The organism is Ramlibacter sp., from assembly GCF_035554825.1.
GTDB lineage: Bacteria > Pseudomonadota > Gammaproteobacteria > Burkholderiales > Burkholderiaceae_C > Ramlibacter.
Window position 1 is genome coordinate 98,632 of the sequence record NZ_DATMHS010000134.1, and the last position, 25,412, is coordinate 124,043.

A 25,412-nucleotide genomic window follows, 5' to 3' on the forward strand; every position below is an offset into this window, starting at 1 on the left:
CCGGGCCGCCCCCCACTGATCACCCTCACTCAACGAATCCGTCATGACATCCCGGAATGTTTTCCTCTCCGCGCTGGTCGGCGCCTGGCTGCTGCTGTGGCAGACCGGGGCCACGGCGCAGGCGCCTGGCGCCGCCGGCGCGGTCGCTTCGGCGGCCGACGCGACCGGTGCCAAGGCGGCCCAGATCAAGCGGGGCGAGTACGTCGCCCGGCTGGGCGACTGTGTCGCCTGCCATACCGCGCCGCAGGGCCAGCCGATGGCGGGCGGGCTCGAACTCAAGACGCCGTTCGGCGCGCTGTACTCGACGAACATCACGCCGGATCGCGAAACCGGTATCGGCAACTACTCGTTCGAGCAGTTCGACCGTGCCGTGCGCGAAGGGGTGGCCGCGGATGGCCACAACCTCTACTCGGCGATGCCCTATCCGTCCTACGCCAAGCTGACCGACCAGGACATGCGTGACCTGTACGTGTACCTGATGGAGGGCCAGGCCCCGGTGCGCGCGGCGAACAAGCCTTCCGAGATGAAATGGCCCTTCAGCATGCGCTGGGGCCTGGCGCTCTGGAACTGGGCATTCCTGGACAAGACGCCGTTCCAGCCCGACCAGAGCAAGGACGCCGCATGGAACCGCGGGGCCTACCTGGTGCAAGGCGCCGGCCATTGCGGAGCCTGCCACACGCCACGGGGACTCGGTTTCCAGGAAAAGGCGATGTCGCAGGCGGGTACGGGAGGCAAGTTCTACCTTGCCGGAGAGACGGTGGAGGTGTGGCGTGCGCCGAGCCTGCGCAATTTGTGGACCGTCCCGGACACGGTGCAGATGCTCAAGACCGGGCAGAACCGGTTCGGCAGCGTCTCGGGGAACATGGTGGAGGTCATCCACCACAGCACCCAGTACTTCAGCGACGCCGACCTGACCGCGGTGGCCACTTACCTGAAGTCGCTGCCGCCCGGCGCGGATGAGGTGCCCATGCCGGCGGCGCCCGGCGGCGAGGCCGGCGGCACGGCGGCGGCCGTCCCGGCCAAGCTCTTCACCACGCGCGGTGGCCTCGGCTATGTGCAGTTCTGCGTCGATTGCCACCGGCAGGATGGCAGCGGCGTGCCGGGGATCTTCCCGCCGCTGGCGAACAACGCGTCGGTGGCGTCGGCAAACCCTGCGACCCTCCTGCACGTGACACTGACGGGGTGGAAGACCGCGCAGACGGCAGCGCACCCGCGCGTGTATACGATGCCCGCCTTCGCGCGCCTGTCCGATCAGGAGATTGCAGAGATCCTGAGCTTCGTGCGCCAGGGCTGGGGCAACAATGCGGGACCCATCACCGCCTCCGAAGTGAAGAAGGTGCGTGCCGAATTGACGCCGAAGGTGGACGCTTCGCCATTCGAGACGCCGCGCCTGGCCGCGATGCTGGAGCGCCCGAATTCGGACCAGCTGGTGCGCGGGATGCGGCTGCATCTGGAGACCAAGGATTTGCTGCCGCAGAACGTGGGCAACCAGCTCAATTGCACCAGCTGTCACCTCAACGCGGGCACCGTCGCCGACGGTTCGCCCTTCGTCGGGGTCTCCGCCTTCTTCCCGGGCTACGCCGCGCGGGCCGGCAGGGTGATCACGCTGGAGGACCGGATCAACGGCTGCTTCCTGCGGTCCATGAATGGCAAGCCCATCCCCGTGGCCTCCGGCGACATGCAGGCGATGGTGGCGTACTTCGACTGGATGAAAGGCCAGACCAAGCCCGAGGACAAGGTGGCGGGCCGCGGGGTCGGCAAGATCGACCCCAAGATCAAGCCGAACGTCGAGAACGGCAAGAAGGTCTACGCGGAACAATGCGCCGTCTGCCATGGCAAGGACGGCGAGGGGCTCACGGCAGCCGGGGGCAGGTTCATCTATCCGCCGCTCTGGGGCGAGCAGTCTTTCAACATCGGGGCCGGGATGGCACGGACCTATACCGCGGCGGCCTTCGTCAAGCGCAACATGCCGATCGGCATGCACGAGAAGTTCCCGCTGGGCCAGGGCGGCCTGTCCGACCAGGACGCAGTGGACGTGGCCGAATATTTCTCCCACCAGCCACGTCCGGATTTCGCTCCCAAGGCGAAGGACTGGCCCAAGGATCCGAAGCCGGCGGATGCGCGTTATTGACGGTCGGGGCGCGGGTGTTCCGCCGGGGGACTTCCGGGCGGACAGTGCTTCATGCACGCGGCGATGAATTTCCAGCGCGCGGGCCGTCGCCGATCGCTTTCGCTCGCCTGGGCGAACCACGCACCCTGCGGGCGGGATCCAGTGGGCCGAGCCAGGGCCCATTTCCGCGTCTCCCACTGGTGGCGGCTGGCTGCGGGCGTCGCGTTGTGCGCCGCCGCCGTCCTTGCCAACAGCCCGGCCGCGGCCAGGACGGTCTCCATAGGCGTGTTCGCCTGGCAGGGCGAACGCGCGGCCGTGACCGACTGGGCGCCGCTGCTTCAGGACCTGAGCGCAGCCTTGCCGGAACACCAGTTTCGTCTCGTGCACTACGACGCCGAAGGCCTGCGCCGGGCCATCGCCGCGCAAGCCGTCGATCTGGTGATCACGAATCCCGGCTACTACGTGACCATGGAAGCCGAGTTCGGCCTGAGCCGGATCGCCACCCTGGCGTCGGGGCCGGCGCGATCGCCGGCGCGCGCGCTCGGCTCGACGGTCTTCACACGAGGCGATCGCACCGATCTGGGGGACCTCGGAGTCCTCGCCGGCAAGCGCGTTGCAGCGGTGGCGCCCGACGCATTCGGGGGGTATCTGATCGCCGCCGGCGAATTGAAGCAGCGGGGAGTGAACCCCGGCTCCGACCTCCAGGGCCTGCGCTTCGTGGGCTTGCCGATGACCAACGTGGTGGAGGCCGTGCGGCGGGGCCAGGTCGACGCAGGCATCGTGCGCACCTGCGTGCTGGAGCAGCTGGCCGCCGAGGGGTATCTGGGACAGGGCGAGTTGCGCGTGATCTCCCCGCAGCCGGAGCCGGGCTTCCCGTGCGCGACGTCGACGCGGCTCTATCCCGACTGGCCCATCGCGGTGACGCGCCAGACCGAACCGGCGCTGGCGAAGGCGGTGGCGCGGGCGTTGCTCGCGATACCGGAGGGCAAGAACCGGGTGAGCTGGACCGTTCCGGCCGATTACCGCCCGGTTCATGACCTGTACCAGGAGCTCGGCGTGGGGCCTTACCAGGACCTGCACCGGCTGACACCGCAAGCATTGGCGCGCCGCTTCTGGCCCTGGCTGCTGGGGCTCGTGTCGCTGTTGATCGCCGGGATCGTCCACAGCGTGCGGGTCGAGTACCAGGTGCACCGGCGGACGGCCGAACTGCGCGAATCGCTGCAGGCGCGCAAGACGGCCGAAGACCGCATGCGCGAGCACCAGGAACAGATGGAGCATCTTTCGCGCCTGTCGGTGCTCGGCGAGCTCTCGGGCAACCTGGCCCACGAGATCAACCAGCCGCTGACCACGATCGGCACCTACGCCCGCACGCTGTTGCGGCGCCAGGCCAGCAGGACGCTGACGCCCGAGGCGTTGGCGCAGGCGTGCACCGAGATCGCCAACGAGGCCGAGCGAGCCGGCGGCATCGTCCAGCGCATCCGTCATTTCGCCCGGAAACGCGCAGCCGTGCGCGAGCCGGTGGACCTGGCAGCCATCGCCGACGAAGCGCGGCGCCTGGTTGCCGGCATGCTGGCGCAGGCGCCGGAGATCGCCATCCGCGACGGCGGCCGCGCGACCTGCGAGGTGCTCGCTGATCGCCAGCAGATCCAGCAGGTCCTGCTGAACCTGATCAAGAACGCGATCGATTCCGGTCGCAGCCTGGCGCCGCCGCGGCAGCGCATCGAGGTGGTCGTCGAGGGCGCCCAGCGGCGCGCGCTGGTCCACGTGATCGACCGCGGGGTCGGTCTCGACGAGTCGCAGCGCGCGCGCCTGTTCGAACCCTTCTTCACGACCAAGCCGGAGGGGCTGGGCCTCGGCCTGCCGATCTGCAAGACCATCGTCGAGGCCCACGGCGGCCGGCTGTGGGCCGAACCAAATGCCGATGGCGTCGGCATGCGCTTCACCTTTTCGCTTCCTTGCCATGAACTACCAACCTGAGCAGTGCATCGTTCATGTCGTCGACGACGACCCCGCACTGCGGCGCTCGCTTCGCTTCCTGCTCGAATCGGTCGAATGGCGGGTCCAGCTGCACGCGTCCGCGGAAGAGTTTCTGGAGGCGCTGAGGCAGCCGGCCCAGCCCGCTTGCGTGCTCCTGGACATTCGGATGCCGGCCATGAGCGGGCTCGAGCTGCAGCAGGTGCTGCAGCAGCACCGCAACGCCATCCCGATCGTGTTCATGACCGGCCATGCCGATGTGTCGATGGCGGTTCAAGCCATGAAGTCGGGCGCCACCGATTTCATCGAGAAGCCCTTCAAGGACCAGGTGGTGCTCGACGCCGTCGCCGCCGCGATGCGGCGCAGCGTCGAGGCGCTGCACGAGCAGCATATCCGCGACGACGCGTTGCGCCTGCTGGAGACCTTGTCGCCCAGGGAACGGGAAGTGGCGCGACTGGTGGCGCGAGGCCAGCCGAACAAATTGATCGCCGCGGGCCTGGGCATCAGCGAGAAGACAGTCCACATCCACCGCCAGCACGTGATGGAGAAGGCCCGCGTGTCGTCGGCCGCCGAACTGGCGCGCCTCATGCTGCGGGCCAACCCGACGGCCCTGGACGAGCCGACTACACCCGCCTGATCCGTGCGGGCAGTCCGTTGCGCACGGAGGTGCCCGACACGGCGTCGACCCACGGTGCGCGGTCGCCCCGGGTCGGGTCCAGCAGGCCGATGTCGTTGAGGTTGACGCCGGCGGCCAGCCGCCCGTCGTCCGGTTGGCTGAGCTTGCCGATGCGGTGCGCGCGTGCGCCGAGCTCGCGGTGGCCGAAGCCATGCTCGAACGCTGCCACGCCCGGCGCGATGCCCGCGTGCACCATGATGCGGGCCCGCAGGCTGCCGCTGGGCGTCGCGATCTCCGCCAGGTCGCCCATCGCCAGCCCCAGTCGCGCTGCGTCGTCGGGGTGCAGCAGCACCGGGTTCTCCGGGTGCACCGCCAGCAGCCGGGTCGCGCCGATCGAGTAGGGGTTTTGCAGCGCCGACTTGTAGCTCACGAGCTCCATGGGCCACTGGTGCGCGGGGTAGACCCTGCGCATCGGCGTGCCGTCCGCGAAGCTCGCTTCCTGCCACGTGGCGCAACCGCTGTTGCGCTTGCCCGACAGGCTGTTCCTCGAGGTGCCCAGGGTTTCGTTCCACAGATGGCACATGGGCTTGAACATGTTTCTCATCCACTCCTGGTTCTCTTCGTCGAAGGCGTCCTTCGCGGGCTGGTATCGGCCTCCGCGCGTGAGCAGGAACGCCACCTTGGCCGCTTCCTCCGGCTGGAGCGTGCGCAGCAGGGCCGGACGGATCCGGTCCACCCCCGACAGCAGCATGTCCTCCTCGGTGGCGTCGCCCACGGGCTCCTTGCCCAGCCAGGCGATGTTCGCGCCCGCCCGCAGATACCAATCCTCCGGCCGGTCCAGCGGCAAGGCCGTGCCCTGGGCGTCGGTCAGGGCGCCCGCGCCGAAGCCGGGCAGCTTCATGGCCTTGGCGATGGCGATGAAGAAGGTTTCCATGCCGATCGGCTGGCCATCGGCGGTCTTCTGTGCCTTCGGCTCGATCACCGGCCAGCGCGCGCCCATCGATTTGGTCGGCACGCCATTCCAGGGTGCGACCCAGCCCCAGCTCTCGTACATCAGCGAGTCCGGCACGATGTAGTCCGCATAGGCGTTGCTCTCGTTGATGAACGGGTCGATGGAGACGATCAGGGGCAGCTTCCCGGGATCGGCCAGGTCGCGGCCGATGCGCTCGCGCAGGCCCGGAATGCCGTACATCGGGTTGGACGACCACAGGACCAGCGCTTTCAATCCGTAGGGATAGCCATTGACGGCGGCGGGCAGCGCCTCGGTCGTCAGCCCCGGCGCGTTGGGGAACCAGGGGGCCTTCGCCGGGTAGGGCTTGCCGGCCGCCTTGCCGGCGGCGAACTCGCTCGATCGTTCGTAGGGCACGTTGCGCCCGATCGGCGTGCCCCTGGTCTTGACCATGCCCGGGAAGGTGTCGAGGTTGTAGCGCGGCCCATCGCCGTCCGGCTTGAAGCCGCCGCCGTTGGCCACGAGTCCGCCTTTCCAGTTGACGTTGCCCAGCAGCGCGTTGATCGTCATGACCGCATAGGCGTTGTAGAAGCCGCTGCCGCTCATCATCCCGCCATGGGCGATGACCGACGCCTTCTTGCCGTGCGACGTCAATTCGCGCGCGATGCCCTCCAGCGTCGCGACCGCGATGCCGCAGGCCCGGGAATAGGCGGGCAGGTCAAGCCGCATTGCTTCGTCCTTCAGCAATTGCAGCGCGGATTTCACCCGGACCTGCTTGCCGTCGACGGCCAGTGTCGTGTCGACGAACAGCCGCGCCGGGCCCTTGGCGAGCGCGTGAACGACCGGCGTGCCGGTCTCGTCGAGGCAGACGAAGCCGTCTTCGTCCTTGTAGCGCTGATCCTCGGCCAGCGCCGCGCCCAGGTCGGAGGCGCGCAGCATCCGGCCTTCGCGCGGGTGCTTCGGCTCGACGACGACGAGGTGCGTGGCGTTGGAGCAGGAAGGCTCGCCCCCGGCCCTGGCCAGCTGCTCGTTGGGGAAAGCGAGGAAGCGCCGGTCGAAGCGCTCGTTCTCGAACATCCAGCGCATGATCGCCATCGCCATGGCCCCGTCGGTCCCGGGACGGATCGGCACCCAGCGGCCGCGGTCGCCGCTGGCACGGCTGCTGGCATGGGTGAGGACCGGGTCGATCACGAGATAGGACAGCTTGCCCTCCGTGCGCGCCTTGGCCACCAGGGTGCCCTGGCGCTTGAACGGATTGCCGGCCTGTCCGGGCGCCGTGCCGACGAACAGAACGAACTCGGCATTCGCGAAGTCCGGCTTCGCATGCGGCATCCCCTTCAGGTCGCCGAACAGCGCCGCCGAGCCCGAGCGGTAGGCGCCGCCGCAATACGAGCCGTGCCCGAAGAAGTTCATCGTGCCGTACGCCTTGTTGAAGAAGCGTCGCGCGAAGCTCTCCCGCCCGTCGTTGACGCTGGAGATCACGGCGACCTGGTTGACCCGCGGGCCGAACTCGGGCTGCGCGCTGTCGATCGGCGTCTCCAGGTCGCGCAGCGCGGCGAGACCGGCCACCTGGCCCTCGCCGAACAGGTCGCCGCCATCGACCACCTCCTGGACCAGTTGCTCGAAGGAAATCGGTTGCCAGCGGCCGCCGTTGCGCGGACCCACGCGCTTGAGCGGCGTCAGGACGCGGTAAGGCGAGTCGATTTGCTGGGCGACCGCATTGCCGCGGCCGCAGGCCGTGGAGCGGCCGGCCAGGCCCTTGCCTTCGAACGCCGACAGCGCCAGGAAGCTTTCGCGCACGCTCGCCTTCATCGGCAGGTGCGGATCCGTCGAGAGCGGGCTGTAGGGGTTGCCGGCCACGCGCAGCACCTTGCCGGTGGCGCGATCGGTGCGCACCCGTACGCCGCACATCGTCGTGCAGCCCAGGCAGGTCGTGTAACTGACCTGCTGCGCCGTGTTCAGTGACAGGTTGCCGTTGCGATCGACCGTGAATTCGGGCTGCGGCGCGTTGCCCGCCGTCCGGTGTTTCGGCTGGTCCTTTCCCGTCAGCTTGCCGACCATGCGGCCCGCGGTTTCCGAAAAGCCGGCGGTGAAGGCGGCCACTCCTCCGAGGGCGAGCACCTGGCGACGTCTGCTGATTTTCATGAGGAAGCTCCTTCAGACCCTGCCGGCTCATCCCACTGGATGAAGCTGGTCAGGCCGATGTAGATGGCGAGGAACAGGCCGGCGGTGCCGACGATGCCGAGCAGCCCGTCTGGCGTCGCCGTGAGCGCGTAGGTGCGGAACGCCGCGCCCATCTTCGGGATCGCCTGGCCGCCCATGAACAGGATCCAGCGGAAGGCCCAGGCGCCATGCAATGCCAGCACGGCCGCCAGCAGCAGTCGCCGCGGGCTGCGGCTTGCCAGCCACAGCGTCAGCAGCGAGCTCCCCACCAGCCAGGCGAATGTCATCGCCCAGCCGGCGGAGCCGTTCACGGCGTCCAGCACCTCGGCTGCGGCGCTCGACCATCCGGCCACGCCGGAGGCCAGCCATGCGGCCAGCAGCGCAAGCACGAGCCACTGGCTGCCGGCGATCCAGCGAGTGAGCAGCGGGGCAGTGTCGAATTGCCGCATCGCCGCCGCGAACAGCGCCGTCATCCCCAGGGCGCCGGCGAAAGCCGTGGCCGCCAACAGCGGCGGCACCAAGGGCGTGTTCCACAGCGCACGGGCCTGGATCACCATCACCTCGACGCCGGTGTAGAGCAGGATCAAGACCGCACCGAGCGCGGTGACGACGGCGGCGAGCCTGACCGCCGCGCGGTTGTCATGGCCGCCGTAAGCGAGCGCGCGGTAGACCGCCGCGAGCCGGACGCCGCGCTCCGCGCGTGCCAGGGCCGCCAGTTGCGGGCGCAGGCACAGCCAGGCATACAGGAGCAGCCCCGCCACGTAGAGCGGGATGAAGAACGAGCCCCAGGCCATCCAGGAGCGCAGATTCGGATGGAGATAGAAATTCAGGAAACGCCCGGGTTGGTGCAGGTCCGACAGCAGTGCGACCGGTGCCGTGAGGCCGCACACCAGCGCGACGAGCAGCGCCTGGCGCGACACGCGCGACCAGCGCGCCCGGCCGAACACCAGCCCGGGAAGCGTCAGGAAGAACGCGGCGGCCGAGGTGCCGATCAGGAAGAAGTACTGGACCGCCCAGGGCAGCCAGGCTGCTTCCCGCGCGGAGCCAAGGATTTCGACGGTGTTGTACATGGTCACGCTCCGTGCTGGGTCGGGTGGCCCGGGCGCCAGGTCATTTCGAGTGCGGATTCGCCGCTCACGCGACCATCGAGGTCCCGGTCCAGTCCGATGTAGAAGACGTTCGGCTTGCTGGCGGCTTCCGGTTTGAGCACGCTCGTACGGCCCGCGGCGGCCTTGATGCGGCGGCTGATTTCGCTGGCCGGGTCGTTCAGGTCGCCGAAGATGCGGGCACCGCCGACGCACGTCTCGACGCAGGCCGGCAGCAGCCCGGCCTCCACCCGGTGGCTGCAGAACGTGCACTTGTCGGCCTTGCCGGTTTCGTGGTTGATGAAGCGGGCATCGTACGGGCAGGCCTGGACGCAATACGCGCAGCCGACGCACCGTTCGCCGTCGACCAGCACCATGCCGTCGGCGCGCTTGAAGGTGGCACCGACCGGGCACACGGGGATGCATGGCGGCTCGTCGCAATGGTTGCAGGTGCGCGGGACCATGGAAACTGCAGCCGCGCCATTGCCGGTGCGAACCGCGTACGTCGCGACCGTGGTGCGGAACTGGCCTTCCGGCAACGCGTTCTCCATGGCGCAGCTGATGGTGCATGCCTGGCAGCCGATGCAGCGGCGGGTGTCGATCAGCATGCCCCAGTGCGGCGGCGCGTCCTGCCCGGCGCGCGCGGTCGGGGCCGCCAGTCCCGCGGTCACGACTGGCAGCGCGGCCAGGAAGCTGCGGCGGCTGGGCTGTGGGTGGTCTTTCATCGCAAAGCTCCGTGGATGTGAGCTGAGCGTAGGTCTGCCGCCGGTTCGGAGAAATCGTCGGAAGAAGCGATCGGGATAGGGAAACATCCCTAGTCGGGGAACCCAGTGGTCCAGCTGCAGGTTCGCCACGCCGGGCGCTGCCCTTTGGTAGACTGGTCCCGTGGGTGCCCGCGCCGGACAATCGGCGACAGGGCAGGTTCCTCGCGCTGGTCGGGCCGCCACGCGGCTGATGCGCGACCCTATGAACCAGCAAGCCCAACACTCGATTCAAATCCTCGCGGCGGCGCTTTTTGCCGCTGCCCTGCTCCATACCTTCGCGGCCAAGCAGTTCGAGCGGCTCGCCCTGCGCTTCCCCCGCCACGCCGGATTGCTTCACCTGCTGGGCGAAGTGGAAGTGGTGTTCGGCTTCTGGTCAATGTTGCTGGTCATTGCCATGGCCGTGCTCGGTGGCGGGGCGCAGGCGCTGGCTTATGCCGAATCCCGGCAGTACACCGAACCCCTTTTCGTGTTCGTGGTGATGGTCATCGCCGCCTCGCGGCCGGTCGTGCACACGGTCTTCCGGGCGACCCAGGCGCTTGCACGCAGGCTGCCCCTGCCGGCGCCGCTGGCGCTTGCCTGGCTCGGTCTCGCCGTCATTCCGCTGGTCGGGTCATTGATCACGGAGCCGGCGGCAATGACGATCGGCGCCTTGATGCTGGGTCCGCAGGTCTTCCGGCAGGGCATTCCAGAGCGGCTGAAATATTTCGCGCTCGGCGTGCTGTTCGTGAACATCTCGATCGGTGGCACCATGACCTCCTTCGCGGCGCCCCCGGTGCTGATGGTGGCGGGTACGTGGGGCTGGACTTCGGGGTTCATGTTCATGACCTTCGGGTGGAAGGCGGCGGTCGCCGTCCTGGTGAACGCGACACTCGCGACGGCGCTGCTGCGCCGACACTTGCGCGACGGCGTGATGCAGGCGCAGCAAGGGACCCGCCATCGTGTCCCGCCGGCGCTTGCGCTGCTGCACTTCGGCTTCCTGGCTGCCGTGGTCGCCCTGGCGCACCATCCGGTCGCCTTCCTGGCCGTCTTTCTCATGTTTCTGGGATTCGCGCATGCCTACGAACGACACCACAGCACGCTGATCCTGCGCGAGGCCCTCCTGGTCGCGTTCTTCCTGGCGGGCCTCGTCGTTCTCGGAGGCATGCAGGAATGGTGGCTGCAGCCGTTGGTGGCGCGGATGTCGCCGGGCGAGCTGTTCTTCGGCACGACCGCGCTGACCGCCATCGCCGACAACGCGGCGCTCACCTATCTCGGATCGCTGATCGAGGGCATTTCCGATGACGCGAAGTACAGCCTGGTCGCGGGGGCGGTGACCGGCGGCGGCCTGACGGTGATCGCGAATGCGCCGAATCCGGCAGGCGTCGCCTTGCTGCGGCGCGGTTTCGAAGACCAGTCGATCGGAGCAGCCGGCCTGTTGCTGGGAGCGTCGGTGCCGACGCTGGTGGCGCTGGCCGCGTTCATGCTGCTCTGACCGGCGCGCGGCGGCCGCGACAGGCCGAGCGCTTCACTTGACCAAGGTGACCGGCAGCTGGCTGAAATGAATCACCTTGCTCGCCACCGAGCCCATCAGCAGGCGCCCCAGCGCGTGCCGTCCATGCGTTCCCGTGACGGTGCTGTCGCAGCGCACGCGCGGGAGCGACGGAGCACGTGGCGCGGCTTCGCGGGGCGGCGCGCGGGCTGTTCGCGCCGGGGTGATTGGAAGTGGTGCGAGTTCCGGGTAGATTGCATTGATCCCGGCCGGCGGCAGCACCCGGTCGAGCAAGCGACCGCGAGCTTCCTGTGCCGTCCGCAATCAGCACATCCGGCGCAGCCCAAGGAGAGAGCCATGAACGACGAAGAGCTGAACATCAGCATCCGCAAGTTCCTGAAGATGGTCGGCGTGAGCTCGCAGCGAGAGATCGAGCACGCGGTCGCCCGGGCGCTGCAGGACGGTGCGATCGCCGGAACGGAAACCTTTCCCGCCCGGATGACGCTGGAGATCGCGGGCCTGCACCTGAACGCGGCGTTCCAGGGCGAGATCCGGCTGGAGGGGCACGACCCCGCGCCTTGAAGCCCCGCGGCGCGGCACCCCGGCGCCGGGTGCCGCCGCGGCGCTGCCGGGGAGGCGCCCGGTCCACCGCGCTCTGCGCCTTGGCGCCGGGCATGTCGCCCTCGTGCCGCCGGCGCGCTTGACCGATACTCTGCGGCTGAGATGATCCTCGCGACCTTCGTCACAGTCCTCGGCCTGCTGGGGACGGCCATGCCGGCGCAGGCGGCCGACCCGGTCGTGGTCGGCTCCAAGCGTTTCACCGAAAGCTACGTGCTGGGCGAGATCACGCGCCAGGTGCTGGTCGATGCCGGCGTGCCTGCGGTGCACCGCCAGGGACTGGGCAACACGGCGGTGATGGAGCAGGCGCTGGCCACTGGATCCATCGCCGTGTATCCCGAATACACGGGCACCATCGTGCGCGAGCTGCTGAAGAAGGAGGGGGCCGAGGCCGGCGCCCCTTCCCTGGAGCAGATCAACCGCTGGCTCGCCCCGAAAGGACTGAAGGCGGCGGTGCCGCTCGGCTTCAACAACAGCTATGCGCTGGCCATGCGCGAGGATGACGCCGCCCGCCTGGGCATCGCGACGCTGTCGGATCTGGCGAAGAGCGGCGGATCGCTGCGTCTCGGCCTGTCGCACGAGTTCCTGGCGCGCGCCGACGGCTGGAACGCGCTCAAGGCGGCGTATGGGCTCGCGTTCACCCCCGGCAGCGGGCTGGACCACGGCCTGGCGTACCAGGCGCTCGCCCGCAAGCAGGTGGACGTGGTCGACGCCTACACCACCGATGCCCAGATCGCGCGCCTGCGGCTGCGCGTGCTGCGCGATGACCGCAACTTCTTTCCGCGCTACGACGCGGTGCTGCTGATGCGCTCGACGCTGGACGAACGTGCGCTGGCCGCGGCGCTCACCGGACGCATCGACGATCGCGCGATGCAGGCGATGAACGCCGAAGCCGAGATCGACGGCAGGACCTTCGAGCAGGTGGCGCACGATTTCCTGGCCCGCCATCAGGCGGCCGGCGCATCCCGCGCGGCCGCCGCGACGGCAGCCCGGGCCACCCAGGGCCAGGGCTTCCTGGATCGCCTGCTGGCCCCCGACCTGCCGCGGCTGCTGCGCGAGCACCTGACGCTGGTGTTCGCCTCGGTCGCGATCGCGGCCGCCATCGGCATTCCGGCGGGCGTGCTGGCCTCGCGCCGCCCCGGGCTCGGCCGGCCACTGCTGGCATTGGTCGGCATGCTGCAGACGGTGCCGTCGCTGGCGCTGCTGGCGTTCCTGATCGCGCTGGTGGGCACCATCGGATTCCTGCCGGCGCTGCTGGCCCTGTCGCTCTATGCGCTGCTGCCGATCGTGCGCAACACGCACGCGGGGCTGGCTTCGGTGCCGGCCGGCATGCGGCTGGCGGGGCTGGCGCTCGGCCTGCGCGGCGGCCAGGTGCTGCGCGACATCGAGCTGCCGCTGGCCGCGCCCACCATCTTCGCCGGCATCCAGACCGCCGCGGTGCTGAACGTCGGCGTCGCCACGGTCGCCACCTTCATCGGCGCGGGCGGGCTGGGCGAGCGCATCGTCGCCGGGCTGGCCATCAACGACACGGCCTTCATGCTCGCCGGCGCGATTCCGGCGGCGATCCTCGCGCTGCTGACCCAGTGGGCCTTCGATGGCCTTGAATGGTTGCTGCTGCGCCGGCGTTTCGCCCGCGCCGGCGCGGCGGAGGCCGAAAGGCGGTAGGCGCGGCATGGCCCGGTTCACATGCGGGCCACGGCCGCGCCGTTGGAGCCATCGCGCCCTGGGTGCGGCGTCAAGTGCCAATGGCGCGGCACGCGGGCCCGCAGCCCGGCGCCGCACGCCGAGGCGGCGGCGACGCCGTGCGATCAGCGCAGGCGCGGGTTGAACGGCGCGCGGTCGTAGCGATTGGGCACGCCATCGTGGTCGGCGTCGCCCCAGGGGCCGCGCCCGTAGGAAGCACGCTGCTCGTAGAAGCGCGAATCGCGATCGAAACGGTTGGGGATACCGTCACGGTCCCAGTCACCGTAGGGGCCGGTGCGCTGCCAGCGGCGGTCATGGCCGTAGTACACGGCTTGGGGCTGCACGTACACCGGCCGCGGCTGCACGTACACGGGCTGCGGCTCCACGTACACCGGCTGCGGCTGCACGTACACCGGCTGCGGCTGCACGTACACAGGCTGCGGATCGACGTACCGCGGCGCCGGTTGGACGTAGCCGTAGGGCGCATTGACGCCGATGGAAAAGATGACGTCCGAGCCGGCGTGAGCCGCCGATGCGACCGCGACGGCGCCCAGCGCGGCGGCGGCGACGACGAGGGACTTGGCGGAAAAGAGGCGGTTCATGGTTCGCTCCTTGGTTGGGGTGAACATATGGTGCAGGCGCTTGCGTGAACGAAGGCTGAACGGATGGCGGGACAGATGCGCCCGGCCGCGAGGCCCCAGTGGGGACGGCGCCGGGCGAGCAGCCGCCCGGCTGGCGGGTTCGCCTCAGTCGGCCGTCGCCGGCAAACCGAGGGCCCGGCCGATCGCCCAGGTGGCGAGTCGTTGGCGCAAGCTGCCGCTCGGCAGCACGAGCTCGCCCAGGCCCGACGGGGCGCTGGTCAGCCGGCGGCACCCGCCTTCCGTGACCAGGACGGTGTCGCTGTGCCGGTAGCCGCCCACGCCCGGGACGTAGAGCCCCGGCTCGATCGAGATGACCATGTTGGAAGCCAGCACGTGATCGCTGCCCTCGGCGATCCACGGCGCCTCGTGGTTCCCCAGCCCGAAGCCGTGTCCGCAGCGATGCAGGCGGGTGCGGAAATCGCCGTACCCGCAGTCGCGCAAGAATTCGGTGACGGTCGCGTCGATTTCCGCGCAGTGCATCCCGGGCCGGATCAATCCGAAGGCGATCTCCCGCGCACGGGTCATGGCGCCGAATGTCTCGCGTTCCGCGGGGCCTGGAGGCGTGGTGAAGAAGGTGCGCTCGCATTCGGCGGCATAGCCGTTCACGCGGGTCAGCACCAGGGCGACGTGCGGGCCGGGCCCGAGGCGGTCGTGCAGCCGCGGAACCGAGTGCGGCTTGGCGCTGTGCGGCGCGGGCCAGGCCGCCGCAAGGACCTTGGTCGCCAATGCATCCCAGTCCGGGAGCTCGCGCACGATCTTGCGCGTGAGCGCCTGCGTCACCGCGTAGGTGTCGGCCACCGTCGCGCCAGCCCAGGCGGCTCGCAGCACGCGTGCGACACCCCAGTCGGCATACGAGGCGGCGCGTTCGATCCGTTCGATTTCCCAAGGCGACTTGACCAGTCGCAGCGGCTCGACGAGTTCGAGTGCCGTGCCGCCGCCCGCGCGCAGCCGCTCGCCGATGGCCCAGCCCGCGCCGGGCTCGAATCCGAAGGCGGCGCCGACCAGGCCATCGCCGAACAACACGTCGGCCCAGCCCTGGCCCGCGGGAGCGGGGAATTCGCGGTAGGAACTGATCCGGCTCTCGACGCCCCAGGCCTTGGCCAGGTGCTCGGCCTCGAGCAGCGGCGCCAGCAGACGCCGCGAGCCGTCGGCGCCGACGACGAGGAACACCGGCCGCTCCAGCGGTTCATACGTCGCGCCGGTGAAGTAGTAGATGCTCTCGGTCGTGGCCAGCACATGGCGGTCCACGCCCGCAGCGCGGATGGCGGCGATCAGCGCATCGTGCCTGCGTTGGAATTCTGCGGCTTCGTCGGACGTGTGCATCCGGCGAGTGTGCGATAGGGGCACGGGCGCAGCAAGCGGGTGTGGGCCCCGGAACGCGAGCCGCGAGGGCAGGGGGCTACCCGTGGCCCATGGAAGAAAGATCGAGACCCTGACCACCGGTCTCGATCGGCGTTCGCAGAACGGAACGAAGAAGGAGCGACGCGTCTTTCACCATGTCGGTGAGTCGCTACTCCCTGCAGAAACTGGAATTGGCGCGGCTGGCGGGGATCGAACCCACGACCCTCGGCTTCGGAGGCCGATACTCTATCCACTGAGCTACAGCCGCTTTTGGGCGCTGGGCCAATATTCGCATTGTCGCACGCGGCGCCGCGGGGCTGCCCACGCCGGGGCTTTTCCACCGAGCCGCAGCCGCATCTTGACCAAGCGAGCGCGCATTATCGTCGATCGGGCGGCCCGCCGTGGCTGGCCCCGCGACCGACCCGGGCGGCGAGGACCCGCTGGCTATAATCGAAGGTTCCCTCTCACGGCCCCACTCACGAGACAACATGAGCGATCCCATGCACGAAGAAGCCCACACCGGCCCGATCAGGACACCCAAGCAGCTGCTGATGACGGTGCTCCTTTCATTCGTCGTGCCGGTGTTCGTGATCATCGGGCTCGTCACCTACGTCGTGTCCGACCACAAGCCGGCCGGCAGCCTCCAGGCGGAAAAGCAGGCGCTCGGCGGCATCACCCCGCAGGACCTCGAGCGCGGCATGGCCGAGCGCATCCGCAAGGTCGGCATGGTCGAAATCCGCGATGCCAACCGTCCGCTTCGCAGCGGCGAGGACGTGTTCAAGGCGCAATGCACGGCGTGCCACACCGCCGGCGTCGCCGGCGCACCGAAGTTCGGCGACGCGTCGGCCTGGGCCGCGCGCATCCCCACCGGGTTCGACGCCCTGGTGCAGTCGGCCCTGAAGGGCAAGGGCGCGATGCCGGCGCAAGGCGGCGGCGATTTCGACGACACCGAGATCGCGCGCGGCGTGGCCTACATGGCCAATGCCGCCGGCGCCAAGTTCCCGGTGCCGGAGCGGCCCGCGGCGGGCGCGTCCGCGCCGGCCGCTGCCGCGTCGGCGCCGGCTTCGGCCACGGTGGCGGCTGCGCCCGCCGCTGCCGCCGCCCCGGCTGCGCCCGCCGTCGCTGCTGCGCCCGCCGCAGCGAGCGCGGGTGGCGGCAAGGCCCTCTACGACAAGGCCTGCGTGACCTGCCACGGTGCGGGCATCGCCGGCGCGCCCAAGTTCGGCGACAAGGCCGCCTGGGCACCGCGCGTGCAGCAAGGCATGCCGGCGCTGGTGCAGAACGCGATCAAGGGCAAGAACGCCATGCCGCCCAAGGGCGGCACGTCCGCCAGCGACGCGGAGATCCAGGCGGCGGTCGAATACATGGCGAACGCGGCCAAGTAACAGCCGCACGCGAAGCAGGAAGGCCGGTCGCACGACCGGCCTTTTTTCATGGGCGCGGCGAAGGCTGCGGCGCGCCGGCCGACTGGCGCAGCGTCGCGGGGCTGCAGACGAAGCCGAAGTGCTGGGGCACTTCGGCCGCGCGCATCGTCTCCGGCGTCCAGCGACCCTGCTCGATCGCGTCGGCCGCCGTGCCCATATCGAGGGAATGCACCAGGCCGAAACCGAGATCGGTCTCCAAGTACAGCCGGCCGCCTTCGTCCACCACCGCGCGCCGCGGCCGGGCCGGCTGGCCGGTATGCGCGATCACCCGGAAGTCCGATTCGATGCGCCACACGTAGGGCGTGATCTCCAGTTCCACGTACACGCGTTGCGGGCCGTTCTGGAAGAACCATTGGCCCCGCTCGTCGTGCTCGTAGTTGCGCTGGATGAAGTCGATCAGCTTCTCGTGGCGCAGCAGCGCGCCCTTGCTGACCGGAAACGGCCCGGCGGCCTGCACCCGGTCGTCCCGCATGTACCACTGGCCGCGGCGGTCGAGCCCGAGCCAGCCGTAGCAGTGGGGGACGTTGGGCCATTTCGCGAGGGCCTGCCGGACGATGTCATCCATGGTGCCGACGATTATGAGCGGCGGCGGCCGGTTGCGGGCTGGGCCGGGTGCAGGGCAATGCCCATGTGGCCGGAAGGGACAGGACGGGTTGGCACGGCGCAAAAAAAAGCGCCGCTGGTTTGAGCGGCGCCTGTCGAAGCGGCATGTTCTCTGTTTGCCTGCAACAGATCTTGTGCGTGTTCTGGGCTTGTCTCCTCGGTCCCTCGCCCCCGCGGGCCCCTGACTGCCCGCTTGCGAGTGAGGCCACTCTAGCCCTGCGACCCAGCCGCAGCATCGGGACTTTCCCGCCCTGGGGAATGGGTCGAAAAAAGTACGACCGTGCTCTTCTCCGTGTCTTCCTGTTGCGGCGCGAGCGAGATCGCGGACGGCGCCGGGCGGGCGCCGGCGGCCTCGCCGAGGATCCACTCGGCGGCCTTCTCGGCCATCATCAGCACGGGCGAATTGGTGTTGCCGCTGGTGATCGTCGGCATGGCGCCGGCGTCGACCACCCGCAGTCCGGCAACGCCGCGCACCCGCAGCCGCGAGTCGAGCACCGCCATCGGATCGTCGTCGCGGCCCATCCTGGTGGTGCCCACCGGATGGAAGATCGTGGTGGCGATGTCGCCGGCCAGCCGTGCCAGCTCCTCGTCGCTCTGGTACTGCGCGCCGGGCTTCCATTCGCGCGGCTGGAATTTCGCCAGCGCCGGCTGCGCGACGATCCTGCGCGTCAGCCGCAGCGACTCGGCCGCGACCTGGCGGTCCTCGGCGGTGCTCAGGTAGTTGGGCGCGATCAGCGGCGCCTCCTCGAACTTGTTGCTGCGAATGCGCACGCTGCCGCGGCTGGTGGGGTTGAGGTTGCACACGCTGGCCGTGAACGCATTGAAGTCGTGCAGCGGTTCGCCGAAGGCGTCCAGGCTCAGCGGCTGCACGTGGTACTCGACGTTCGGGTACGGCCGGTCGGGCGAACTGCGCGTGAAGGCCCCCAGCTGCGATGGCGCCATGCTCATGGGACCGCTGCGCATCAGCGCGTACTGCAGCGCGATCTGCGCCTTGCCGAGCAGGCTGTTGGCCATCGTGTTGAGGGTGCGCACGCCGTCCACCTTGAAGACGGCGCGGATCTGCAGGTGGTCCTGCAGGTTGGCCCCGACGCCCGGCAAGTCGTGCACGACCGGCACGCCGTTGGCCCGCAGCAGGCTGGCCGGGCCGATGCCAGAGAGCTGCAGCAGCTGCGGCGAGCCGATGCTGCCGGCGCTCAGGATCACTTCGCCGCTGGCATGCGCGACCGCCATTTCCTGGCCGGTCCACACCTGCACGCCGGTGCAGCGCTTGCTGCCGTCGGGCTGGGTTTCCAGCTGCAGGCGGGTGACCTGGGCCGACGTCCACATCTCGAAGTTGCGGCGGCCGTAGCACACCGGCCGCAGGAAGGCGCGCGCCGCGCTCCAGCGCAGGCCCTTTTTCTGATTGACCAGGAAGTAGCCGACGCCCTCGTTGTCGCCGCGGTTGAAGTCGTCGGTCGCGGGGATGCCGGCCTGCTGCGCCGCCTGGGCGAACGCATCGAGGATGTCCCAGCGCAGGCGCTGCCGCTCCACCCGCCACTCGCCGCCGGCGCCATGCGCCGCGTCCGCGCCGCGGTAGTGGTCCTCGTGTTTCTTGAAGTAGGGCAGGCACTGCTGCCAGGTCCAGCCGGCGTCACCGGTGGCCTGGGCCCAGCTGTCGTAGTCGCGCGCCTGGCCGCGCATGTAGATCATCCCGTTGATGCTGGAGCAGCCGCCCAGCGTCTTGCCGCGCGGGTAGCGCAGCTTGCGGCCGTTGAGGCCGGCGTCGGCCTCGGTCTGGTACATCCAGTCGGTGCGCGGGTTGCCGATGCAATACAGATAGCCGACCGGGATGTGGATCCAGTGGTAATCGTCCCGGCGCCCGGCCTCGATCAGCAGCACCCGCTTGGACGGATCGGCGCTGAGGCGGTTGGCCAGCAGGCAGCCCGCCGTGCCGGCCCCGATGATGATGTAGTCGAACGTGCTGTCACTCATGTCGCCTGCTCCTCGTTGCCGGTATGCGGAAAACCCAACAGCCGAACGCAGAGGGCGCGAAGTGCGCAGAGGACGCAGAAAAATCCATCAGGAGGTTTTCTTCTGCGTGTTCTGCGTCCTCTTGCGCCCTCTGCGTTCGGCTGCTGGGTTCCTTCTTCTATTTGGCCGTCGGCATCACGAACTCGGCGCCCTTGCCGATGCTCTCGGGCCAGCGCTGCATGATCGACTTCTGCTTGGTGTAGAAGCGCACGCCTTCCTCGCCGTAGGCGTGCATGTCGCCGAACAGGCTCTTCTTCCAGCCGCCGAAGCCGTGCCAGGCCATCGGCACGGGGATCGGCACGTTGATGCCGACCATGCCCACCTGGACCCGGCGGCTGAACTCGCGCGCCACGTTGCCGTCGCGGGTGAAGCAGGCGACGCCGTTGCCGTACTCGTGCGAGTTGATCAGGTCGACCGCGGCCGCCAGGTCCGGCACGCGGATGCAGCCGAGCACCGGTCCGAAGATTTCCTCCTGGTAGATCTTCATGTCGGGCTTCACGTCGTCGAACAGCGTGCCGCCGATCCAGAAGCCGTTGTCGCAGCCGGCGCCGGCCTTGGCCGCATGGAACTTGCGCCCGTCGACCACCAGCTTCGCGCCTTCGGCCGCGCCCTGGCCGATGTAGCCGGCGATGCGGCCGTGCGCCGCGCTGCTGACGATGGGGCCCATCTCGGCATCGAGCTCCATGCCGTCCTTGATCTTGAGCGCCCTGGTGCGCTCGGCCAGCAGCGGCATGATCCGGTCGGCGGCGTCGCCCACCAGCACGCCGACCGAGATCGCCATGCAGCGCTCGCCGGCCGAGCCGAAGGCCGCGCCGATGAGGGCGTCGACGGCCTGGTTCATGTCCGCGTCGGGCATCACGACCATGTGGTTCTTGGCGCCTCCCAGCGCCTGCACGCGCTTGCCGTGGCGCGCCCCGGTCTCGTAGATCTTCTGGGCGATGGCCGTCGAGCCGACGAACGAAACCGCCTTGACCTCCGGATGCTCGAGCAAGGCATCGACCGAATCCTTGTCGCCCTGCACCACGTTGAACACGCCGTCGGGCAGGCCGGCTTCCTGCAGCAGGCGCGCCATCAGCAGCGACGGCGACGGATCGAGCGGGCTGGGCTTGAGGATGAAGGTGTTGCCCGCGGCGATCGCCACCGGGTACATCCACATCGGCACCATCACCGGGAAGTTGAACGGCGTGATGCCGGCCACCACGCCCAGCGGCTGGCGCATCGTCCAGTTGTCGATGCCGGTGGACACCTGGTCGGTGTACTGGCCCTTGAGCAGCTGCGGGATGCCGCAGGCGAATTCGACGATGTCGATGCCGCGCGTGACCTCGCCCTGCGCGTCGGTGAACACCTTGCCGTGTTCGGCGGTGATCGCGCGCGCCAGCTCGTCGCGGTGCCGATTGAGCAGCTCGAGGAACTTGAACATGATCCGCGCGCGCCGGATCGGCGGCGTGTCGGCCCAGGCGGGAAAGGCCGCCCGCGCCGCGGCCACGGCGCTGTCGACCTCCTTGGCATCGGCGAGCGCGACCTGGCCGCTGACGGCGCCGGTGGCCGGGTTGAAGACGTCGGCGTGGCGGCCGCTGCGGCCCGGCACCGCGCGCCCGCCGATCCAGTGGTCGATGGCGGTGGCGCTGGTCTGGCGGGCGAGCTGATCGGGTGCGTTCATGGCAGGCGGTTTTCCGTGATGGGGGCAGGAAGCGTCAAGTCTAGACCTTCGACCCGGCCGGCCCCGACGGCGGGGATTTGCGGTTGTACCCGCCCCGCCAGCCCATCCATGTCGCTCCGGCGGCACCCCACGCCGGCGTCCTACAGGGCCCGGCCTGACTCTGCCATTACGATGCTGCCGTGTCGGACCACACTCCCCGCATTCATCAGCAGCCTGCTGCCGAGGGCGGCCGCCTGCTCGTCGCCGGGCAGTGGACGGCGGCGCAATTCGCGCGGCCGCGCCTGTTGCGTTCGCTCGAGGCCAGCCTCAGGCCGGCGCCCGGCTGGGACCTGACCGGGGCCGAACAGCTCGACCATATCGGCGCGCAGTGGCTCTGGGACCACTGGGGCCGCGAATGGCCGCAGCAGCTGGAGCTGCTGCCGCCGCAACGCGCGGTGCTGGAGCGCGTCGCCCGCTTCACGGTGGCGCCGCCGGTGCGGCGCCGCGCCGGCCTGCGCGACGCCTGGCTGGCGTTCGGCGGCGCCGTGCTGCGCGGCGGCAGCCACGTCAGGGCCTTCGTGCTGCTGATCGGCGAACTCGCGCTCAACCTGGTGCGGCTCGCGACGGCTCCGCACCTGGGCCCGTGGCGCGATTTCTCGGGCCACCTCTATCGAATCGGCGGCACCTCGCTGCCGATCACCGCGCTGGTCGGTTTCCTGATCGGCGTGGTGCTGGCGTACCTCACTTCGCAGCAGCTCAAGCAGTTCGGCGCCGATTCCTACATCGTCAACATCCTGGGCATCGCCGTGATCCGCGAGCTCGGGCCGCTGCTGGCGGCCATCCTCATCGCGGGCCGGTCGGGCTCCGCGATCACGGCGCAGATCGGCGTGATGCGGGTCACCGACGAGCTCGACGCGATGAGCGTGATGGGCATCTCGCATGCGTTCCGGCTGGTCATGCCGCGCGCCATGGCGCTGGCCGTCGCCATGCCCTTGATCAGCGTCTGGACCACCACCTGCGCGCTGGTCGGCGGCATGATCGCCGCCGACGTGTCGCTGGACATCACCCCGGCCTATTTCCTGCGCGCGCTGCCCGAGGCGGTGAACGTCGACAACCTGGTGCTGGCGAGCGCGAAGTCGGTGGTCTTCGGCGTGCTCATCGCGCTGGTGGGGTGCCACTTCGGCCTGCGCGTGAAGCCCAACACGCAAAGCCTGGGCGAAGGCACCACGGCCTCGGTGGTGTCGTCGATCACCATCGTGATCCTGGTCGACGCGCTGTTCGCGGTGCTGTTCAAGGACTACGGAATCTGACGATGGAAGCATCCGCCGCCGCGCCGCCGCTGGTGGAAATCCACGGCCTCTCCAGCGTCTTCACGACCCCCGAGCGGCGCTTCGTGGTCCACGAGAACCTCGACCTGGACGTCTATCCGGGCGAGGTGCTGTCGATCGTCGGCGGCTCCGGCACCGGCAAGACCGTGCTGCTGCGCCAGATGCTGGGCCTGGAGACGCCGGACAAGGGCCAGATCCGCGTCCTCGGCCAGCCGGTGTCGGCGCTCGGCCGGCGCGGCATGGCCAGCCGCATCGGCATGCTGTTCCAGCACGGCGCGCTGTTCTCGGCCTTCAGCGTGCTGGAGAACATCGCCTTCCCGCTGCGCGAGCTGAAGACGCTGCCCCCCGCCCTGGTGCGCGAGGCGGCGATGGTCAAGCTGCAGATGGTCGGCCTGAAACCCGAAGACGGCGACAAGATGCCGGCCGACCTGTCGGGCGGCATGATCAAGCGGGCGGCGCTGGCGCGCGCCCTGGTGATGGATCCGCCGCTGCTGCTGCTGGACGAGCCGACGGCGGGCCTCGATCCGGAGAGCTCCGACGGCTTCGTCACGCTGCTGCGCTCGCTGCACCGCGACTTGGCGCTCACCGTGGTGATGGTGACGCACGACCTGGACACCCTGTTCGAGCTGTCGACCCGCATCGCGGTGCTCGCCGACCGGCGCGTGATCGTGAGCGGCCCGCCCCGCGAGGTCATCGCGTTCCAGCATCCCTTCATCCACGACTTCTTCCTCGGCGAGCGCGGCCAGCGCGCGATGGAGTTGTTGCGCGAATACCCGTTCGCGGTCTAGAAAGAGCCAGGCCTATGGAAAACAAAGCCCATGCCCTCGCTGCCGGCATCTTCGTCGTGGTGGTCACCGCGCTGTTGATCGGCCTGGCGGCGTGGCTGACCCGTGAAACCGGAGTGCGCCACGTCTACGAGATCTCCACCCGCGAAACCGTCACCGGCCTGCAGTCGCAGGCGACGGTGCGCTACCGCGGGGTGGATGTCGGCAAGGTGGCGTCGATCGGCTTCGATCCGCAGGCGCAAGGCAACGTGCTGATCCGGCTGCAGGTGGACGAGGAGGCGCCGATGAACCGCGACACCTTCGCCACCCTCAGCTTCCAGGGCGTGACCGGGCTGGCGTTCGTGCAGCTCGACGACAGCGGCAAGCCGGCGCCGCCGCTGCCGCCCAACGACGCACATCCGCCGCGCATCCCGCTCAAGCCCGGCCTGCTGGCCAAACTCACCGAGCGCGGCGAGGTGATCCTCGAGCAGGTGGAGGAAACCACCAAGCGCTTCAACCAGCTGCTGTCCGACCCGAACCAGAAGCGCTTCGCCAGCGCGCTCGAGAATCTGGACAGCGCGGCGGCCAGCGCCAGCCAGCTCGCCCGGCGGCTGGACACCACGGTCACGAAGCAGGTCGATCCGGCCCTGGCCGAAGCCACCCGCACCATGCGCTCGGTGCAGCGCAGTGCCGACGAGATCGGCCGCACCGCCGCCGACTTCGGGGCCACCGCCCGGCGGCTGAACGAGAAGGACGGGCCCGTCGACCGCCTGGCCCAGGGCACCGAGGCGCTGTCGCACGCCGCCGATTCGTTCAATGCCTCCACCTTGCCGCGGATCAACCGCGTCACCGAGGAAACCTCGCGCGCCGTGCGCCAGCTGGGGCGCACCGCCAACGCGATCGGCGACAGCCCGCAATCGCTGATCTACGGTACCGGCCGCGTTCCGCCCGGCCCCGGCGAACAGGGCTTCACCGCACCGGGAGCCGCCAAATGAAGAACCTGCTTCGAATCGCCTTGCTGGCGGCCGCGGCCGCCCTCGCGGGCTGCGCGGTCGCGCCCGACAAGCCGCAGCGCGCCACGCAGTACGACTTCGGGCCCGGCCCGGCCGTGGCGTTGGCGGCGGCGGCGCCGGCCGGAAGCCAGGCGCCGATCGCGCTGTCCGACATCGACGCGAACAGCGCGCTGGACGGCACGCCGCTGCTGTACCGCCTCGGCTATGCGGACGACCACCAGGTGCGGCCGTACGCCCACGCCCGTTGGAGCGCGCCGGTGCCGCAGCTGATTCGCCAGCGGCTGCGCGAGCGCCTGGCGCAGGAGCGGCCGGTTCTCGACCTCGGCGACAGCTCGGGCCTGGCCCGCAGCCGCGGCACCCTGCCGCGCACGCTGCGGCTGCAGCTCGAGGAGTTTTCGCAGGTGTTCGGCTCGCCGGCACAGAGCGAAGGGCTGCTGCGCCTGCGGGCCACGCTCACCGACAACATGCCGGCCGGCGAGCGGCTGCTGGCGCAGCGCAGCGTCGTCGTGCGGCGGCCCGCGCCGACGCCGGACGCCGCGGGGGGCGTGCGCGCGCTCGCCGCCGCCGTCGATGCGGCGTCCGAAGAAATCGCCCAGTGGCTGCGGCAGCAGCCCTGACGCCGGCCGCGCCATGCCCAATCGCACGATCGAAGCGCAGTTGCGCCAGCGCGGGCTGCAGGTGCTGGGCCCGTGCGAGCACCTGTCGCAGCGCACCGAGTTGCGGGCCGAATCGGCGCTGTTGCGCGACTTCACGCCGGAGGAAACGGAGCTGCTGGGCGCGCACATGTTGCGCATCGGCGCGCAACCGGGCCAGCTGCTCATCGCCGAGGGCGACGCCAGCGACTGGATGATGATCCTGCTGCGCGGCACGGTGGACATCGGCAAGCGCAAGGTCGGCGCGCAGGCCGACAGCCAGGAGCCGGGCGACACCACCCGGCTGGGCGTGGTGCGCGCCGGCGCCGTGCTGGGCGAGATGTCGATGCTCGACGGCGAGCCGCGCTACGCGAGCTGCTGGGCGCTGAGTGAAGTGGAAGCGGCCGTGATGACCCGCGCCGCCGTCGGGCGCCTGATCGGCGCGCATCCGGCCGTTGGCGCCAAGCTGCTGGTGAAGCTGACGCAGTTGCTGGCCCAACGCCTGCGCAACACCAGCAACACCCTGGTGAAGGTGCTGCGCAAGAACGCGGCGGCGTAGCGCGCAGCACAGCGCCGGTCCCGGCCGC

21 protein-coding genes and 1 tRNA gene are annotated in these 25,412 nt (G+C 69.8%); 12 read left to right on the forward strand and 10 right to left on the reverse strand.

Annotated elements, in window-relative coordinates; all coding sequences use genetic code 11:
• Window positions 1-43 precede the first annotated feature (43 nt).
• Genes VNT59_RS16950 through VNT59_RS16960 form a run of 3 tightly spaced genes read left to right on the forward strand, consistent with a single transcriptional unit; the run spans window position 44 to window position 4,721 of the window.
• Window positions 44-2,131, forward strand: a complete 2,088-nt coding sequence (locus VNT59_RS16950; RefSeq protein WP_325500235.1) for a c-type cytochrome — start codon at window positions 44-46, stop codon at window positions 2,129-2,131.
• A gap of 51 nt (window positions 2,132-2,182) precedes the next feature.
• Complete coding sequence (locus VNT59_RS16955) at window positions 2,183-4,087, forward strand: sensor histidine kinase (RefSeq protein WP_325500237.1); 1,905 nt, start codon at window positions 2,183-2,185, stop codon at window positions 4,085-4,087.
• Window positions 4,071-4,721, forward strand: a complete 651-nt coding sequence (locus tag VNT59_RS16960) for a response regulator transcription factor (RefSeq protein WP_325500239.1) — start codon at window positions 4,071-4,073, stop codon at window positions 4,719-4,721. The genes VNT59_RS16955 and VNT59_RS16960 overlap by 17 nt, the downstream gene beginning before the upstream one ends.
• Here VNT59_RS16960 and VNT59_RS16965 read toward each other — a convergent pair.
• From VNT59_RS16965 to dsrO, 3 genes are read right to left on the reverse strand one after another with little or no spacing between them, the layout of a single operon-like run.
• Complete coding sequence (locus VNT59_RS16965; RefSeq protein ID WP_325500241.1) at window positions 4,708-7,794, reverse strand: molybdopterin dinucleotide binding domain-containing protein; 3,087 nt, start codon at window positions 7,792-7,794, stop codon at window positions 4,708-4,710. The genes VNT59_RS16960 and VNT59_RS16965 overlap by 14 nt on opposite strands.
• On the reverse strand, window positions 7,791-8,882 hold the full coding sequence (gene nrfD / locus VNT59_RS16970; protein ID WP_325500243.1) for an NrfD/PsrC family molybdoenzyme membrane anchor subunit: 1,092 nt from the start codon (window positions 8,880-8,882) through the stop codon (window positions 7,791-7,793). The genes VNT59_RS16965 and nrfD overlap by 4 nt, the downstream gene beginning before the upstream one ends.
• Before the next feature lie 2 nt (window positions 8,883-8,884).
• On the reverse strand, window positions 8,885-9,622 hold the full coding sequence (gene dsrO, locus VNT59_RS16975) for a sulfate reduction electron transfer complex DsrMKJOP subunit DsrO (RefSeq protein ID WP_325500245.1): 738 nt from the start codon (window positions 9,620-9,622) through the stop codon (window positions 8,885-8,887).
• Window positions 9,623-9,863: 241 nt separating this feature from the next.
• Between dsrO and VNT59_RS16980 the strand changes: the two genes are divergently transcribed.
• Window positions 9,864-11,132, forward strand: a complete 1,269-nt coding sequence (locus tag VNT59_RS16980; RefSeq protein ID WP_325500247.1) for a putative Na+/H+ antiporter — start codon at window positions 9,864-9,866, stop codon at window positions 11,130-11,132.
• Window positions 11,133-11,165: 33 nt separating this feature from the next.
• Here the strand turns inward: VNT59_RS16980 and VNT59_RS16985 are convergent, their stop codons facing one another.
• The gene (locus VNT59_RS16985) at window positions 11,166-11,423 is read right to left on the reverse strand and encodes a universal stress protein (protein WP_325500248.1); all 258 of its coding nucleotides are present in this window, start codon (window positions 11,421-11,423) and stop codon (window positions 11,166-11,168) included.
• A 63-nt stretch (window positions 11,424-11,486) separates the two neighbouring features.
• Between VNT59_RS16985 and VNT59_RS16990 the strand changes: the two genes are divergently transcribed.
• Together VNT59_RS16990 and VNT59_RS16995 are read left to right on the forward strand one after the other, a co-directional pair.
• On the forward strand, window positions 11,487-11,711 hold the full coding sequence (locus VNT59_RS16990; protein WP_325500250.1) for a DUF6494 family protein: 225 nt from the start codon (window positions 11,487-11,489) through the stop codon (window positions 11,709-11,711).
• A 141-nt stretch (window positions 11,712-11,852) separates the two neighbouring features.
• Window positions 11,853-13,412 carry a glycine betaine ABC transporter substrate-binding protein gene (locus tag VNT59_RS16995; RefSeq protein WP_325500252.1) on the forward strand — a complete coding sequence of 520 codons (1,560 nt, stop codon included), beginning with the start codon at window positions 11,853-11,855 and terminating at the stop codon, window positions 13,410-13,412.
• A 143-nt stretch (window positions 13,413-13,555) separates the two neighbouring features.
• On the opposite strand, the gene VNT59_RS17000 is transcribed toward VNT59_RS16995, so the two are convergent.
• The 3 genes from VNT59_RS17000 to VNT59_RS17010 form a co-directional block, all read right to left on the reverse strand.
• Window positions 13,556-14,032 (reverse strand): hypothetical protein, encoded by a 477-nt coding sequence (locus VNT59_RS17000; RefSeq protein WP_325500254.1) that lies wholly within the window; start codon window positions 14,030-14,032, stop codon window positions 13,556-13,558.
• Between the two features lie 144 nt (window positions 14,033-14,176).
• Window positions 14,177-15,394: a Xaa-Pro peptidase family protein gene (locus tag VNT59_RS17005; RefSeq protein WP_325500256.1), complete on the reverse strand. Its 1,218-nt coding sequence runs from the start codon at window positions 15,392-15,394 to the stop codon at window positions 14,177-14,179.
• A 210-nt stretch (window positions 15,395-15,604) separates the two neighbouring features.
• Window positions 15,605-15,680, reverse strand: a tRNA-Arg gene (locus tag VNT59_RS17010).
• 220 nt (window positions 15,681-15,900) lie between these two features.
• Between VNT59_RS17010 and VNT59_RS17015 the strand changes: the two genes are divergently transcribed.
• Entirely contained in the window at window positions 15,901-16,797 is an 897-nt protein-coding gene (locus tag VNT59_RS17015) for a c-type cytochrome (RefSeq protein ID WP_325500258.1), read from the forward strand.
• A 46-nt stretch (window positions 16,798-16,843) separates the two neighbouring features.
• On the opposite strand, the gene VNT59_RS17020 is transcribed toward VNT59_RS17015, so the two are convergent.
• From VNT59_RS17020 to VNT59_RS17030, 3 genes are all read right to left on the reverse strand, one after another.
• Complete coding sequence (locus VNT59_RS17020; protein WP_325500259.1) at window positions 16,844-17,401, reverse strand: DUF2946 family protein; 558 nt, start codon at window positions 17,399-17,401, stop codon at window positions 16,844-16,846.
• A 248-nt stretch (window positions 17,402-17,649) separates the two neighbouring features.
• A complete protein-coding gene (locus tag VNT59_RS17025) occupies window positions 17,650-19,410 on the reverse strand; it encodes a GMC family oxidoreductase (protein ID WP_325500262.1) in 1,761 nt (586 codons plus the stop codon).
• 157 nt (window positions 19,411-19,567) lie between these two features.
• A complete protein-coding gene (locus VNT59_RS17030; RefSeq protein WP_325500265.1) occupies window positions 19,568-21,109 on the reverse strand; it encodes a CoA-acylating methylmalonate-semialdehyde dehydrogenase in 1,542 nt (513 codons plus the stop codon).
• Window positions 21,110-21,288: 179 nt separating this feature from the next.
• Here VNT59_RS17030 and VNT59_RS17035 point away from each other — a divergent pair, with 179 nt between their 5' ends.
• The 5 genes from VNT59_RS17035 to VNT59_RS17055 are packed head-to-tail and all read left to right on the forward strand — an operon-like array spanning window position 21,289 to window position 25,384.
• Entirely contained in the window at window positions 21,289-22,398 is a 1,110-nt protein-coding gene (locus VNT59_RS17035; RefSeq protein WP_325500267.1) for an ABC transporter permease, read from the forward strand.
• A gap of 2 nt (window positions 22,399-22,400) precedes the next feature.
• Window positions 22,401-23,204: an ABC transporter ATP-binding protein gene (locus VNT59_RS17040; RefSeq protein ID WP_325500269.1), complete on the forward strand. Its 804-nt coding sequence runs from the start codon at window positions 22,401-22,403 to the stop codon at window positions 23,202-23,204.
• A 14-nt stretch (window positions 23,205-23,218) separates the two neighbouring features.
• Window positions 23,219-24,175 carry an MlaD family protein gene (locus tag VNT59_RS17045; RefSeq protein ID WP_325500271.1) on the forward strand — a complete coding sequence of 319 codons (957 nt, stop codon included), beginning with the start codon at window positions 23,219-23,221 and terminating at the stop codon, window positions 24,173-24,175.
• Window positions 24,172-24,810, forward strand: a complete 639-nt coding sequence (locus tag VNT59_RS17050; protein ID WP_325500273.1) for an ABC-type transport auxiliary lipoprotein family protein — start codon at window positions 24,172-24,174, stop codon at window positions 24,808-24,810. Before VNT59_RS17045 ends, VNT59_RS17050 begins: the two co-directional genes overlap by 4 nt.
• A gap of 13 nt (window positions 24,811-24,823) precedes the next feature.
• The gene (locus VNT59_RS17055) at window positions 24,824-25,384 is read left to right on the forward strand and encodes a Crp/Fnr family transcriptional regulator (RefSeq protein WP_325500275.1); all 561 of its coding nucleotides are present in this window, start codon (window positions 24,824-24,826) and stop codon (window positions 25,382-25,384) included.
• Window positions 25,385-25,412 lie beyond the last annotated feature (28 nt).

Excerpts from the sequence above, each read along its gene's own strand:
- VNT59_RS16950 (WP_325500235.1), top strand. The coding sequence starts at position 44 with ATGACATCCCGGAATGTTTTCCTCTCCGCGCTGGTCGGCGCCTGGCTG.
- VNT59_RS16955 (WP_325500237.1), top strand. The coding sequence starts at position 2,183 with ATGCACGCGGCGATGAATTTCCAGCGCGCGGGCCGTCGCCGATCGCTT.
- VNT59_RS16960 (WP_325500239.1), top strand. The coding sequence starts at position 4,071 with ATGAACTACCAACCTGAGCAGTGCATCGTTCATGTCGTCGACGACGAC.
- VNT59_RS16965 (WP_325500241.1), bottom strand. The coding sequence starts at position 7,794 with ATGAAAATCAGCAGACGTCGCCAGGTGCTCGCCCTCGGAGGAGTGGCC.
- nrfD (WP_325500243.1), bottom strand. The coding sequence starts at position 8,882 with ATGTACAACACCGTCGAAATCCTTGGCTCCGCGCGGGAAGCAGCCTGG.
- dsrO (WP_325500245.1), bottom strand. The coding sequence starts at position 9,622 with ATGAAAGACCACCCACAGCCCAGCCGCCGCAGCTTCCTGGCCGCGCTG.
- VNT59_RS16980 (WP_325500247.1), top strand. The coding sequence starts at position 9,864 with ATGAACCAGCAAGCCCAACACTCGATTCAAATCCTCGCGGCGGCGCTT.
- VNT59_RS16990 (WP_325500250.1), top strand. The coding sequence starts at position 11,487 with ATGAACGACGAAGAGCTGAACATCAGCATCCGCAAGTTCCTGAAGATG.
- VNT59_RS16995 (WP_325500252.1), top strand. The coding sequence starts at position 11,853 with ATGATCCTCGCGACCTTCGTCACAGTCCTCGGCCTGCTGGGGACGGCC.
- VNT59_RS17000 (WP_325500254.1), bottom strand. The coding sequence starts at position 14,032 with ATGAACCGCCTCTTTTCCGCCAAGTCCCTCGTCGTCGCCGCCGCCGCG.
- VNT59_RS17005 (WP_325500256.1), bottom strand. The coding sequence starts at position 15,394 with ATGCACACGTCCGACGAAGCCGCAGAATTCCAACGCAGGCACGATGCG.
- VNT59_RS17015 (WP_325500258.1), top strand. The coding sequence starts at position 15,901 with ATGAGCGATCCCATGCACGAAGAAGCCCACACCGGCCCGATCAGGACA.
- VNT59_RS17020 (WP_325500259.1), bottom strand. The coding sequence starts at position 17,401 with ATGGATGACATCGTCCGGCAGGCCCTCGCGAAATGGCCCAACGTCCCC.
- VNT59_RS17025 (WP_325500262.1), bottom strand. The coding sequence starts at position 19,410 with ATGAGTGACAGCACGTTCGACTACATCATCATCGGGGCCGGCACGGCG.
- VNT59_RS17030 (WP_325500265.1), bottom strand. The coding sequence starts at position 21,109 with ATGAACGCACCCGATCAGCTCGCCCGCCAGACCAGCGCCACCGCCATC.
- VNT59_RS17040 (WP_325500269.1), top strand. The coding sequence starts at position 22,401 with ATGGAAGCATCCGCCGCCGCGCCGCCGCTGGTGGAAATCCACGGCCTC.
- VNT59_RS17045 (WP_325500271.1), top strand. The coding sequence starts at position 23,219 with ATGGAAAACAAAGCCCATGCCCTCGCTGCCGGCATCTTCGTCGTGGTG.
- VNT59_RS17050 (WP_325500273.1), top strand. The coding sequence starts at position 24,172 with ATGAAGAACCTGCTTCGAATCGCCTTGCTGGCGGCCGCGGCCGCCCTC.
- VNT59_RS17055 (WP_325500275.1), top strand. The coding sequence starts at position 24,824 with ATGCCCAATCGCACGATCGAAGCGCAGTTGCGCCAGCGCGGGCTGCAG.